Annotated in this window: 12 protein-coding genes; 3 read left to right on the top strand and 9 right to left on the bottom strand. The window is 34.3% G+C overall.

What is annotated here, in order from left to right; all coding sequences use genetic code 11:
* Nucleotides 1-12 precede the first annotated feature (12 nt).
* Nucleotides 13-777 carry an MBL fold metallo-hydrolase gene (locus OGZ34_RS12425; RefSeq protein ID WP_173966793.1) on the bottom strand — a complete coding sequence of 255 codons (765 nt, stop codon included), beginning with the start codon at nt 775-777 and terminating at the stop codon, nt 13-15.
* A 90-nt stretch (nt 778-867) separates the two neighbouring features.
* Here OGZ34_RS12425 and OGZ34_RS12420 point away from each other — a divergent pair, with 90 nt between their 5' ends.
* Entirely contained in the window at nt 868-2,328 is a 1,461-nt protein-coding gene (locus OGZ34_RS12420) for a TonB-dependent receptor (RefSeq protein WP_173966794.1), read from the top strand.
* 206 nt (nt 2,329-2,534) lie between these two features.
* On the opposite strand, the gene bcp is transcribed toward OGZ34_RS12420, so the two are convergent.
* Nucleotides 2,535-2,987, bottom strand: coding sequence for a thioredoxin-dependent thiol peroxidase (bcp, locus tag OGZ34_RS12415; protein ID WP_263360396.1), 453 nt, complete (start codon nt 2,985-2,987; stop codon nt 2,535-2,537).
* Nucleotides 2,988-3,173: 186 nt separating this feature from the next.
* On the opposite strand from bcp, the gene OGZ34_RS12410 reads away from it, so the two are divergent.
* Nucleotides 3,174-3,830, top strand: a complete 657-nt coding sequence (locus OGZ34_RS12410) for an endonuclease III domain-containing protein (protein ID WP_263360395.1) — start codon at nt 3,174-3,176, stop codon at nt 3,828-3,830.
* Between the two features lie 18 nt (nt 3,831-3,848).
* Here the strand turns inward: OGZ34_RS12410 and OGZ34_RS12405 are convergent, their stop codons facing one another.
* The 4 genes from OGZ34_RS12405 to OGZ34_RS12390 all read right to left on the bottom strand — a co-directional run bounded on the left by OGZ34_RS12405 (nt 3,849) and on the right by OGZ34_RS12390 (nt 6,861).
* Nucleotides 3,849-4,913 (bottom strand): tetratricopeptide repeat protein, encoded by a 1,065-nt coding sequence (locus OGZ34_RS12405; protein ID WP_173966797.1) that lies wholly within the window; start codon nt 4,911-4,913, stop codon nt 3,849-3,851.
* Nucleotides 4,914-5,659: 746 nt separating this feature from the next.
* On the bottom strand, nt 5,660-5,803 hold the full coding sequence (locus OGZ34_RS12400) for a hypothetical protein (protein WP_173966798.1): 144 nt from the start codon (nt 5,801-5,803) through the stop codon (nt 5,660-5,662).
* Between the two features lie 51 nt (nt 5,804-5,854).
* Entirely contained in the window at nt 5,855-6,439 is a 585-nt protein-coding gene (locus OGZ34_RS12395; protein ID WP_017498745.1) for an RNA polymerase sigma factor, read from the bottom strand.
* Between the two features lie 281 nt (nt 6,440-6,720).
* Nucleotides 6,721-6,861, bottom strand: coding sequence for a hypothetical protein (locus OGZ34_RS12390; RefSeq protein WP_263360394.1), 141 nt, complete (start codon nt 6,859-6,861; stop codon nt 6,721-6,723).
* A gap of 85 nt (nt 6,862-6,946) precedes the next feature.
* On the opposite strand from OGZ34_RS12390, the gene uvrA reads away from it, so the two are divergent.
* The gene (gene uvrA, locus OGZ34_RS12385; RefSeq protein WP_263360393.1) at nt 6,947-9,742 is read left to right on the top strand and encodes an excinuclease ABC subunit UvrA; all 2,796 of its coding nucleotides are present in this window, start codon (nt 6,947-6,949) and stop codon (nt 9,740-9,742) included.
* A gap of 83 nt (nt 9,743-9,825) precedes the next feature.
* On the opposite strand, the gene OGZ34_RS12380 is transcribed toward uvrA, so the two are convergent.
* The 3 genes from OGZ34_RS12380 to OGZ34_RS12370 all read right to left on the bottom strand — a co-directional run bounded on the left by OGZ34_RS12380 (nt 9,826) and on the right by OGZ34_RS12370 (nt 13,792).
* Nucleotides 9,826-10,125: a hypothetical protein gene (locus tag OGZ34_RS12380; RefSeq protein WP_173966801.1), complete on the bottom strand. Its 300-nt coding sequence runs from the start codon at nt 10,123-10,125 to the stop codon at nt 9,826-9,828.
* Between the two features lie 448 nt (nt 10,126-10,573).
* Complete coding sequence (locus OGZ34_RS12375) at nt 10,574-12,226, bottom strand: mechanosensitive ion channel family protein (protein WP_263360392.1); 1,653 nt, start codon at nt 12,224-12,226, stop codon at nt 10,574-10,576.
* Nucleotides 12,227-12,322: 96 nt separating this feature from the next.
* Entirely contained in the window at nt 12,323-13,792 is a 1,470-nt protein-coding gene (locus tag OGZ34_RS12370; protein ID WP_263360391.1) for a lipopolysaccharide biosynthesis protein, read from the bottom strand.
* Between the last annotated feature and the right edge of the window lie 24 nt (nt 13,793-13,816).

The following is a 13,816-nucleotide window of genomic DNA, read 5'->3' as shown; positions in this document are numbered from 1 at the left end:
TTTGTAATATAATTAAATTGTAATTTCTAAATTATCATAAGCCAGAAAAACATTTTCCGGCAATTGTTTTTGCACTTCTTCGTGAAAACCTAAAACATGACTAATATGTGTTAAATAAGCAACTTCAGGTTTCACCAGCTCAATAAAATCCAGTGCTTCCTGCAAGTTAAAGTGAGTATCGTGTGGTTCTACACGTAGCGCGTTCACAACCAGCACTTTTAAGTTTTTCAGTTTTTCAACTTCCATTTTATCAATCGTTTTGACATCCGTCAAATAAGCAAAATCATCAATACGGTATCCAAAAACCTGCAAATCACCATGCATGACATTAACTGGAATAGCTATTTTATCACCAACTGCAAAAGGGATATTATTGACTACTTCGATCGTTTTAACGCTAGGTGCTCCCGGATATTTGTTTACGGTTTCAAAAACATAATCAAAACGACGTTTTAAATTGTCGATTACGCGCTGATGTGCATACACAGGAATTTCGCCCTGTCTAAAATTATACGGGCGAATGTCGTCCAGACCGGCTGTATGATCAGCATGTTCATGCGTAAATAAAATAGCATCGAGTTTTCGACAGCCGCAGGAAAGCATTTGCTGTCTGAAATCTGGTCCGCAATCGATCACATAGGAATGCTCGCCCCATGTAATCCAAATGGACACACGAAGTCTTTTATCCTTAGCATCAGTGCTTTTGCAAACAGGATGATCCACTCCGATTATCGGAATGCCTTGAGAAGTACCAGTACCTAAAAAATATACCTTCAATTGAACTTATTTTTTTTACAAAAATAGGATTATTTCTCTTTCATTAGAAGCCTAATTTACTAACTTTGTAACAAATCTATTTAAAATAAAATGGGTACAGAAATAAAACTCAAAGGTGACAAGGTCATCGAACAGATCCCTTCTATAAAAGACAAAGCGTTACGCATTAATTTAAACGAGAATATTTACGGAACATTTGCTGAAATTGGTGCCGGGCAGGAAACAGTAAGACATTTTTTCAGATCCGGGGGTTCATCGGGAACAATTGCAAAAGCAATGTCTGCCTATGACAAAGATTTTAGCGATGCCGTTTATGGAGTTGAAAGTGATGGTCGCTATGTAACCGAAGAACGGTTAAAAAAAATGCTTACCCTTGAGGGACAAATCATCGAAGAACGATTAAGCAGAGAAAAACATCCAACAAAGCTTTTCTTTAGTTATGCTAACACTGTTGCTACTATAGATTTTGCAAAACAATTTAAAGGCCATGGCTGGGTAGGAATCCGCTACCAGATTGAACCGGACGAAGCATACAACGAAATTATTCTACACATTCGTTTTAAAGAAACCGATGCCAGACTACAACAGGAAACACTTGGTATTTTAGGGGTAAACCTAATTTACGGTGCTTTTTACAAATACAACGATCCAAAACGATTACTTCGTTATCTATACGATCACTTAGACAAAGACCAACTCGAAATTGACACTATTAACTTCTCAGGACCACGTTTTGCGGATGTTGATAATCGTTTGATGAGTTTGCAACTGGTTAAGAACGGAATGACAGATGCCGTAATGTTTAATCCGGAAGGAAAAAACATTCTCCCGGCAGCCATCTTATACAAAAAGAACCTTCTTGCTTTAAGAGGAAGTTTTCGTCCTGTTACAAAAGTAAACATGGACATGTACGAGAAATCTCTTAAAATGTTTTTAGAAGAAAGTAAAGTAGACAAAGACAATACACTTGTTGTTTTCGAGATTACTCTTTCTAACTTACGTTCGGATGGTGAAATTGACGAACGTGACTTTATGGACAGAGCTGAGCTTCTTTGCTCTTTGGGTCAAACCGTAATGATTTCGAACTTTCAAGAATATTATAAAGTAGTAGAATATTTCGCCAATTATACCAAAGCCCGAATGGGACTTGCAATGGGCGTAAACAATCTAGTCGATATTTTTGATGAGAAATACTACCGCCATTTAAGTGGTGGAATCCTGGAAGCCTTTGGAAAATTGTTCTACAGAGATATGAAAGTTTTCTTATATCCAATGTTAGACGAAAATGGCGTTCTGATGAATTCAAACAACTTAAAAGTACATCCAAGAATGAAAGAATTGTACAAATTCTTTAAATTCAACGGAAAAGTAATTGACATCGCAGATTACGACCCTCATAATTTAGAAGTTTTCTCCCGCGAGGTTCTAAAAATGATCAATCAGGGAAAAACAGGATGGGAACACATGCTTCCAACCGGTATTGCCGAAATCATCAAAGAACACCATCTTTTTGGATATCATCCGCAGAAAGAACTGGAGCAAAATACATAATAAAAAAAAGTCCCCAACAAGAAATTTTCTTTTGGGGACTTTTTTTAGTTTGCAGTCGCGGTCTCAGTCTCAGTTACCAAACTGCCAACCAAAAACTGCGACTGAAAACTGAATACTGAGACTGAAAACTGAATACTGAGACTGAAAACTGAATACTGAGACTGAATACTGAGACTGAATACTGAGACTGAAGACCGAGACTAACCTTACTTCAAAATCTGCGCAGCATGCTCTTTCGTTTTTACCTGGGCAATCACTTCTTCAATAATTCCGTTTTCATCTATAACAAAAGTGGTTCTGTGAATTCCGTCATACTCTTTTCCCATAAACTTCTTAGGTCCCCAAACTCCAAACGCATTGATTACCGATTTGTCCTCGTCAGCCAATAACGGAAAAGGAAACTCATACTTATCTTTAAATTTTAACTGTGCTTTCTGACTGTCGGCGCTTACCCCCAAAAGCTCGTAATTATTCGCTTTAAATCGCTCAAAATTATCTCTTAAATCACAAGCTTCAGCTGTACATCCAGGCGTGCTTGCCTTTGGATAAAAGAAAACTACCAGTTTCTTTCCAACGTAATCCGCTAGCTTATGTTCTTTACCATCCTGATCAACTCCCGAGAAACTTGGCGCTTTATCTCCTTTTTGTAATGTTACCATTTATTTAGATATTTTAGATTGTTAGACTTTCTTAGATTGTTAGATTATTTAGATTACGACTTAGAAATAATTCATTCCCCAGAATTAACCATTCCCATTTCACATCTCACAATTCACATTTTACAATGTACATTATACAATTCACAATTAAAATAATACTATTTTTACGGGATTAAAATTACGGAAATGAATAAAGAAGCTCGCGTAACATTTGTTATAAATACGTTAAAAGAACTCTACCCCACTATACCAGTACCATTAGACCATAAAGACCCGTATACTCTATTAATTGCAGTTTTACTTTCAGCACAATGTACAGACGTTCGCGTGAATCAGATTACGCCATTGCTTTTTGCAAAAGCTGACAATCCGTATGATATGATTAAAATGTCGGTTGAAGAAATTAAAGAAATTATTCGCCCTTGTGGCTTATCTCCAATGAAATCTAAAGGGATTCACGGATTATCACATATTTTAATTGACAAGCATAACGGTGAAGTACCACAGAGTTTTGAAGCTTTGGAAGCCTTACCGGCAGTTGGTCATAAAACTGCAAGTGTAGTGATGTCACAGGCTTTTGGCGTTCCTGCCTTTCCGGTCGACACACACATTCACAGACTAATGTACAGATGGAATCTCTCCAACGGAAAAAATGTAGTACAAACAGAAAAAGATGCTAAAAGATTATTCCCTAGAGAACTATGGAATGATTTACATCTACAGATTATTTGGTACGGACGTGAATATTCTCCGGCCAGAGGGTGGGATTTAGAGAAAGACGTTATTACCCGAACCATTGGTAAAAAATCTTTATTAGAAGAAGCCGCCAAAAAGAAAATTTAGCAGCTCCTCTATTTAATTTTACAGTTTGCTTTTCAGCGCATTGTATTCATTTGTCATATTCAACGTTCTGTAAATACCCAAAAGCGATTTTGCAGCACCTTCATTTTTGGGTTCAATCGCTAATGCCTTTTGAAGATACGGGATTGCACTTTTCACAACTTCATCTTTCTGAATTTCTAACTTATCATACTGCTTCATTTCACTGGCACTGGTTCCCAATGAAGACATCTGATCCTGTATTTCTTTTCTAAACTGCACTTTAACATAAGCAAGATTAATATAGCAGGTTATACAATTTTGATTAACTTTCACCCCTTCTTCATAATATTTTTCGGCGTTACGAAAATCATTTCTCTCTAAATACGAATAGGCTAAAGAAACCAGAATCTCTTCTTTTCTCGAAGGCGGGTTTACATTTCTTGGCTTTTCATAAAGACCTTCATTGATACTTGACTCCCTTGCACTCATCGACACAAAAGCTTCTTCTTGTTTTGTTTTTTTATTAGTCGCATAGAAAAGCATTCCTTTTCCTGAATAATTAAGCTTTCTAAGCTCCTCAAAATATTTAATTGCCGCGTTGTAATCTTTACCGGTTATAGAAGAAGAGGCTGCATTAAACAAGTTCAAAGTATCCTTTTTATCAAACAAATAAACTTCGTAACTCTTATCAGCACTTTCTTTGAATTTCCCAACTTTGTAATCGCTGTAAGCGCCATCAACCAATTTCGATTTCATTTCTTTTAAAGCAGAATTCGCTTTAAATGCATACTTGTAGTTGCGGGACTCATTCTCATACAACAATACATCCTGATATGACGCCAATGCCAACGTAAAATTACTTGCAGCATCTATATTTTTAGCTGCCAGATCCTTGTAAATATTTCCTTTTGTAAAAAAATATTCCGTCTTTATCTCGTCCGGCGCATTCAATATCAAATATTCTATTTTTTTTAAAACGGCTAAAGCTTCCTGGTTTTTTCCTTTACCATAATAAGACTGCGCTTCTTTTAATTCATCTTTTTGAGCAAATGCTCCAATACTAATCATTACTAGTAACGAGAACATCTTGAGGTTCTTTTTCATTTTCGGTTTGGTTTAGTTGTTTAATAGATTTTAGGGCAATCTCATGAGATATACTATCGAAAACATTTAAGCGAAAACAGCACAAACCGCCATATCATTCCTTTAAATATCAAACGATAACTCACCATTCTTACTATTCTCTACAAAATACCAAGAGGAACAACAAACAAAACTAAGTGTGGGTAGTTTTTCTTCATAAATTATGTGGTTTTGGTTATACATTTTTAAGCGGCACTCTAAAATAAGTTTTTCTGTATATTGAAAGGTTTTTAATACACAAATCGCTAATATAGAGCAAAATCATTACATAAAAATTCACTTTTTAACTAAAATAAAGCTAAATATAAAATAAATAAATGAAATTCAAATAAAATATAGAAATTTAACAAATTATCCTCCTAAAATTCAAAGAGAACTCACTCCCTACCATGAAGAAGCATATAAAAATATTAGGATCACGAAGTTTAATTCCAAAAACATTCAAAAACCCTGATATTAAACACATTACAACTCTTCTGTAACAGCACACATACTGTATAAACCGAATAGAGTCATTCAAAAAAAAGAATGGATCTACAGGAAAAAATCACGATTTAAAAAACACTAAACAGTTCTTACCCCTAAACCAATCGAAGCAAAAAAAAAAAACTCACTACCCGCATTTTCATGCAAATAGTGAGCTTTCAACCAGAACGACCATCTGGTTTTTCTTTCGAAATAAACATCCGACAAATGGAGTGGGCTGTTTAATTAGCTATAATTTCAAAACTTTTATTTTCAATTTTCACAACTGTCAATGCTTGTGAATAATTCAATAAAAAAGAAATGACTTCTTTTTTAGGTTTTAAATCTTTAGAAGCTAATGCCTTTTTAGAGTAAATTTTCGCCATACCGTCAAAACGTTTTTATTATAGTATAACGAAGCAATATCCTAATTAGTATTAGTTGGTTAAAATAATTTGATGTTTATCAATTATTTTTCTCAAATTCATCAAAGCATAACGCATTCTTCCCAATGCCGTATTGATGCTAACATCTGTAAGTTCAGAGATTTCTTTAAAACTCATATCCTGATACATACGCATCACCAGCACTTCCTTTTGATCCTCAGGCAGCTCTTCGATTATTCTTTTTAAGTCAACTTCGACCTGATCAAAAATCATTTTATTTTCGATTGTTAAAGAATCATCAGACATGACCGAAAATATCGAAAATTCTTCGGTTTCTCTGTACATAGGCATTTTTTTGGTTTTACGAAAGTGATCTACAATCAGATTGTGAGAAATACGCATTACCCAAGGCAGGAATTTACCTTCTTCATTATAGGAATTACTTTTTAAGGTTTTGATCACCTTAATAAAAGTGTCTTGAAAAATATCATTTGAAATATCTCTATCTGCAATCTTTGAATATATAAAACCATATATCTTAGACTCGTGCCTTTTAATTAATGTCGCAAGAGCATTTTCGTTGCCTTCGACATAATTTTTCACCAATAGAGCGTCCGGAATATGCACATCAGCCATAATACTACTTTTTTAGTTTCTATTTAAAATTTGGAGTAATTTTATAAAAAGTAGTTTTCTTGTATAGGCGTGGCTTTTTGGGTTATGTAGTTATGTTAATATTTTGACCAAATTTAACAAATTAATATTTTAAAAAGCAAACAAAAAGAAGAATAATTAACAATAAATCGTTAATTATTGCAGTACACACTATTTTTTCGTTTTATTTCAAGTAAAAAAATGCAACAATCACCACTATTTTAACACAAAAAATAAGATACAAAACACTAAAAACTAAACAATTACCCACTAAAAACAACTATTATATCAAGTTTACAGTAAAAATTCTCTTCGTTATTTTTATTAATTGCTTCTACCGTTTTTTCACTCGCATGCAATCGATTTTTAATTCCTAATTTCTTGTCATTATATTCTTTTTGCAAAACTCAATTCTGTTAGAATTTGGAACAATCTGATTAACAAAACTCAAATCAAAATTGATTACTTTTGTAGAAATTGACTTTTTTTATGCAAATTGATCTTTCGACACTCGACCCAAAACATAATATTATCATTAAAGGAGCGCAGGTACATAATTTAAAAAATGTAGATGTTGCAATACCCCGAAATAAACTTGTTGTTATCACAGGTCTTTCAGGATCTGGTAAATCAAGTTTGGCATTTGATACATTGTATGCCGAAGGACAGCGCCGTTATGTAGAAAGTTTATCTTCCTATGCACGTCAGTTTTTGGGACGTTTAGATAAACCAAAAGTAGAATACATAAAAGGTATTGCGCCGGCTATCGCAATTGAGCAAAAGGTAAACACCACCAATGCCCGTTCTACAGTTGGAACTTCGACTGAAATATACGATTACATAAAACTTTTGTTTGCCCGAATTGGTCGTACTTATTCCCCGGTTTCCGGACAAGAAGTAAAAAAAAACACGGTTACCGATGTAATTACCGATGTAAAAACTTTGGAACTGGATAGTAAATGGCTGCTTCTTGCCCCTATCCATCTCGAAGAAGGCAGACAGTTAGAAGACAAGTTAAAAGTACTGTTGCAACAAGGATTTGCCCGTATTTTAGTCAACAATGAAATGGTTCGTCTCGATGATTTTTCGCCAGCGGATCTTCATCAATTGGACAATAAGGACATACTGTTGATTATTGACCGTATCGTGGTTAAGGACGAAGAAGAATTCTACAACCGTCTGGCTGATGCTGTACAGACTGCTTTTTTTGAAGGAAAAGGCATTTGTTATTTACAGGAATTAAACTCCGATAAAAGATTCTCCTATTCTAATAATTTTGAATTGGATGGCATTACCTTTTTAGAACCCAACGTTCATTTATTCAGTTTCAATAATCCGTATGGAGCTTGTCCCGTTTGTGAAGGTTACGGAAATATTATAGGCATCGACTCCGATTTGGTCGTCCCAAATACTTCCTTATCTGTTTTCGAAAGTGCCATTTACCCCTGGAGAGGCGAAAGCATGAGCTGGTACAAAGATGAATTGGTAAAACATGCTTATAAATTTGATTTCCCGATTCACAAACCCTATTTTGAACTCTCTGAAGAACAAAAAGAGGTATTATGGAAAGGAAACCAGTATTTTCAAGGCCTGAATGATTTTTTTAAAGAACTTGAAGAGAAAAATTATAAAATTCAAAATCGTGTCATGTTGTCCCGTTACCGCGGAAAAACAAAATGTCACGTTTGCCGTGGAAAACGTTTACGCGAAGAAGCTTCCTACGTAAAAATCAACGGTAAAACGGTTTCAGATTTAGTCGATTTACCCATTAAACATTTAGTTACTTTTTTCAAAAACATCAATCTAAATGTTTACGAACAGCAAATCGCCAAACGATTAATGATTGAAATCAACAATCGTTTGTCCTTTTTAACCGAGGTAGGTCTGGATTATCTGACTTTAAATCGAAACTCGGCAACACTTTCCGGTGGTGAATCACAGCGTATTAATCTCGCCACTTCTCTCGGAAGCAGTTTGGTTGGATCGATGTACATTCTCGACGAGCCAAGTATTGGTCTGCATCCTAAAGATTCTGAGAGATTAATTAAAGTTTTACTGTCACTTCGTGATTTAGGCAATACGGTAATTGTAGTAGAACATGATGAAGATATTATGAAAGCTGCCGATATGATTATTGACATTGGCCCCGAAGCCGGAACTTTTGGAGGGAATCTAGTAGCTCAGGGTACTTATGATGAAATCTTACAATCAGACTCCCTTACTGCCAAATACCTGAACGGTGATCTGGAAATTTCTGTCCCAAAAAGAAGACGAAAATTCAAAAACCATATTGATATTGTCGGAGCAAGAGAGAATAACTTAAAAAATATCAACGTTACTTTTCCTTTAGACGTTTTAACGGTAATTACAGGAGTCTCAGGAAGCGGAAAGAGTACGCTGATTAAAAAGATATTATTTCCGGCTATGCAAAAAAAACTGGACAATGCTGCCGAAAAAGCAGGTCAGTTTAGCGAAATAAAAGGTTCTTTTTCGCAAATAAAACATATTGAATACGTTGATCAAAATCCAATTGGAAGAAGTTCAAGATCCAATCCGGTAACCTATATCAAGGCGTACGATGATATTCGTGACTTGTATGCAAAAGAGAAACTATCAAAAATAAGAGGCTATCAGGCCAAACACTTTTCTTTTAACGTAGATGGAGGCCGATGTGAAACCTGTAAAGGAGAAGGCTCTATAAACGTCGAGATGGTCTTTATGGCCGATGTTTCGTTACCCTGTGAAACCTGTAGCGGTAAACGTTTCAAGAAAGAAATTTTAGAAATCAATTTCGACGAAAAAAACATCAACGATATTCTAACCATGACTATTGATGATGCAATCGCTTTTTTTGACAAAAACAAACAATCCAAAATTACACAAAAATTACAGCCTCTGCAGGATGTAGGTTTGGGTTATGTACAATTGGGGCAATCTTCATCTACTCTTTCGGGTGGTGAGGCACAGCGTATCAAACTCGCTTCCTTTTTGGTAAAAGGTGTTACAAAAGACAAAGCTTTATTTGTTTTTGACGAACCTACAACCGGTCTTCATTTTCATGACATCAAAAAATTAATGGCCTCCTTTGATGCCTTAATCGAAAAAGGACATTCCATCATAGTAATTGAACACAATCTCGACCTTATAAAATGCGCCGACTGGATTATCGATCTGGGACCCGAAGGTGGTGAAAACGGAGGACATTTACTTGCCGTAGGAACTCCCGAAGATATTGTAAAAGTAAAAGAATCGGTTACCGGGATATATTTGAAAGACAAGTTATAACTCTAATAAAATTCCAATAAAAAAATCCAAATACCAATACGCTAATTGTATTGGTATTTGGACTTTTTTTCGTTTTTAAGTTACTACGCAACTAAACATCTTTCTTCAAAAGGAAAACCATCTTCGTCGATAGCAACTAATACCTTTCTCTGCTTAGAGGCTTCTATTGTTAGATAAAGCCATGCAAATGACCATAATCCCAAGGTCAGGCAAAAGATCATAAAATTTAAACTATGATTCACTACCTTTCCTCCTTTAGTAAGAACAGCGAAAAGTAATTCATCATTTCGTTCTTCTAGTGTAAATCCATTATGAATTTTATTTGATATCATATTAGAAAATACTTGTAAGCTTTGTTCTTGGCTGAGTTGACCGTTCTTCATAATAATCTGTTAAAAATTAATCCAAATACTACTACAATTACTCCACAATTTTAAAATTCCAAAAAGTATTCCAATTTAATAAACAACACAACACACACTTTTATTGTCATAAGTAAGATATCTTTAGCTTACAGCACAAAGTGTTATCGAATTCTTAGCTAAAGTTAATTTTTATAAAATTAACCACAAAATGAAAAACTGTTAAAATTTTAAGACTACACCCAGAACATCAGTACGTTACCCTTTATTCCCACATTCTCTACTCTATATTCTATATTCTATATTCTCTACTCTATATTCTCTACTCTATATTCTCTACTCTATATTCTCTACTCTATATTCTCTACTCTATATTCTATACTCTATATTCTATACTCTATACTCTATACTCTATATTCTATATTCACTCCTCTACACTCTCTTACCTCGATAATCTTGCTTCTCTCCTCTATTCTCTATTCTTAACACTAAAAGAAGGCGCTTCATAATCTTTTTTCAAATAGTTCTCCGGAATTGTTGTGGTATTCCCGTCTCGCAATGCACTGTAATGCGGAGACATGATTTCGATTCCGGCAGCATTAAAGGAGTCCTGAATGTTCTGATGCAAGGACGAATAAATGAGAGGCTGTTTCGTAGGCATTTTGGTATAGACATTAATCTGGTACGCAACATAAAAGTCCTCGAGACCTGTTTGCAGAACAAAAGGTGCCGGTGTCTGCTCCGTCATTTCTGTTTTTAAAGCAGCTTCAATCAATGCTTTGTGAATGTCTTTCCACGGAACATCATAACCAATTGTAACCGTGGTATGAATCAACAATCCGTTATTTACCTCTTTGGTATTCGCCGAAAAGTTGGTAGAAGTACTCGACAAAACGGTGGCATTAGGTATTGTAATATCCTCAAATTTAGGGGTTCTGATTCGGGTAACCAATGCTGTTTTTTCAATTACCTCTCCACTTACATCGCCAATCTTAATAAAATCTCCAATTTTAAATGGGCGCATATAGGTAATTACCAATCCTGCTACCATATTGGCAATTGCATTGGAAGATCCTAATGAAAACAAAATACCTACAAATACCGAAACCCCTTTAAATATAGGAGAATCCGACCCTGGTAAATACGGAAATAAAACGACCAGCATAAAAGCCAGCATCAAAAAGCGAATGATATTGAAAGTCGGCATCGCCCAATCACTGTAGAAACCATCAATTTTAATATTCTCTTTTTTAATTTCATCAAAAAAGAATTTGATAACCCTTATCGAATATTTAAAAATGATAACAATAACTACAATAGTAACTAAACTTGGCAGGAAGCCAACAAAGCCCATAACCGCAAGTTTTGCCGGCGAAAGAATCCAACGCAACAAGGTCGTCGTATAAGCTTCTGTAGCGGGGAAAATACTAAACAATAAGGGTAATGAAAGGTATACGATTAAAATCAGCGTAATGGCTTTAATAACACCGTACAATCGCATCAGCAAAAACTGTTGCTTTTGAGGTGAAAGAATACTAATACTATTATACTTAAAACCTTTAAAATAACGGTCGCTATTTTTTAGAATGTACAGTTTTACTCTGTTGAAAATTTTGCCGACAAAGTACAAAACAAAACCAATAATCAAAACCAACAGTGCGGTATACCCAAGCCTTTTTGGAAGCATCGAATAATTATCGTTCTGATAAACGATAGCTCTTTTGATCAGATTTAAATTTCGCTTTGCAATGAAATCTGCCGTTTGATTTTCGGCTTTACCATCAACATCAAGAACAGACATGATTACAAAATCATTATTATAGACAATATCCTGAGAAATATCTGAAGGCACAAGAGCAATAGAATCTGCTATAAAAAAAGAATCTTCATATAATTTCCTGATTTTTTCTGTAATGGCGTTTGCCCTGTTTTCGGGCGAAAAAGAACCTACTTTGTTATAAACATAAAAAAGTGTGTCTTTAAAAGGTTTTACGGGATATCCTTTTTGTTTTACTTCCTTAACAACCGTTTTGAGAGCTTGAGAACTGTCTTTCTGAGCAAAAGCCAGCAAAGAAAACAAAGTAATAAAAACTGCTAAAAAACAAACTATTTTATTTTTCATATACTGTCAGCAATAAGTTAGTTATCCTTTCTAACAAATATAAAGACAAAACAGCTTCAATTGTAAATTACTTTCGCTTTCTATCCAGAAATCACTTTAAATTTTAATTCCTATCTTTTTCAAAATAGTGTCGATTACCTTATTGATATCAGGAGAAATCGCAAATTTATAATTTAGATATACATATAAAATGGTTACTAAAATTGATTTTAAAGCGATACTAATCAATTGATAAAAAGGGAACTCCCAGAAGTAAAACAATAAAAATAATGCAAATGTAATTAACATCGAGTATACTGTCTGAATAGTAAAAGGATATAAATGAAGTCTTTTAACCACAAAAAGCAGTTTTGCCAGACTATATAAAGTAATCGATAATAAAGTAGCAAAAGCAGACCCAAAGATTCCAAAAATTGGAATAAAGATCATGTTTAAAATTACGGTCAACGCAACCAGCATTAATCCTAAATACAATACCATACGGTAATATTTAGTATTAAAAATAATCGCATTATTGTTTCCTAAAATTAAATCAAAGTATTTAGACAAGCCAATCATAAATACAACTGCAATTCCACCGCTGTATTCTTTCGGAACCAACTCGTATAACTGACCGATATTTACAAATATGCAAAGCATTACAAAACCACCCACAATCTGCAGGTTTATTGAGGTTTTTTTGTAAAGCTGGTTCAACTCTTCATACTTGTTATCGTGCATTAATTTTGCTGTAATTGGATATACAATCTGATGCATCGCACGGCTTGGAACCGAAATAACTAAAGCAATATAGGTAGCAACAGAATAGAAAGCAATATTTTCAATCTGCATATATTGATTTAATATCATCTTATCTCCATCCAAAAGCAAATTGGCAACACTTCCGGATAAAATAATATAAAAAGTGTATACTAATATATCTTTTGTATTTGATGGTATTGTAAACTGAAAAGTTGGTTTCTGAATACTAAATGCATAGAGCATGGTTATCAGGAATGCTAAAAAATATAAAATTGCTGTTGCATACACAAAACCTTCTACACTAAGCCAATTGTAGTAAACACCTATTAGTAGAAATAATGAAAACAATCGTAACCCCACTTCCTTTACAAAGTTTCCAAAAACAGAATGCATGTTTACCCGCAACCAGGCATAAAAAATTTCAAAATAGGCCATACACAATCCGATAAAAGGTATTAGCCAAATATAACTTCTTACAATTGCATTCTTTTTTGACAAAAAGAACAGAATCTCATCATAAAAAACAAGACCTATCAGTAAAAGTGGAATTATTAATAGCAGAGGAAACAAAACCGTAAAGGATAGAAAACGGGATTTTTCTTCCTCCGTTTGATATTGCGAATAAAATTTAACCAAGGTATTTTGCATTCCAATCGCAAACAAAGGCATAATCACATTGGCACAAGAAGTCACATAATTAGTTAAACCATAAAAAGTTGCACCTAAAAAAACAGGATACAAATAAAGTGTATTAATGGCTCCAATACCGAAACCTATGTAAGTGATAATTGTATTTTTAAAAGACTGATTTAAAACAATACCCATTGTAAATTTTTGATTGCAGATTTT

It is taken from the genome of Flavobacterium collinsii (assembly GCF_946903285.1).
GTDB lineage: Bacteria > Bacteroidota > Bacteroidia > Flavobacteriales > Flavobacteriaceae > Flavobacterium > Flavobacterium collinsii.
The sequence above is the reverse complement of the archived record's forward strand: the minus strand, read 5'-3'. Positions and strand labels throughout refer to the sequence as shown.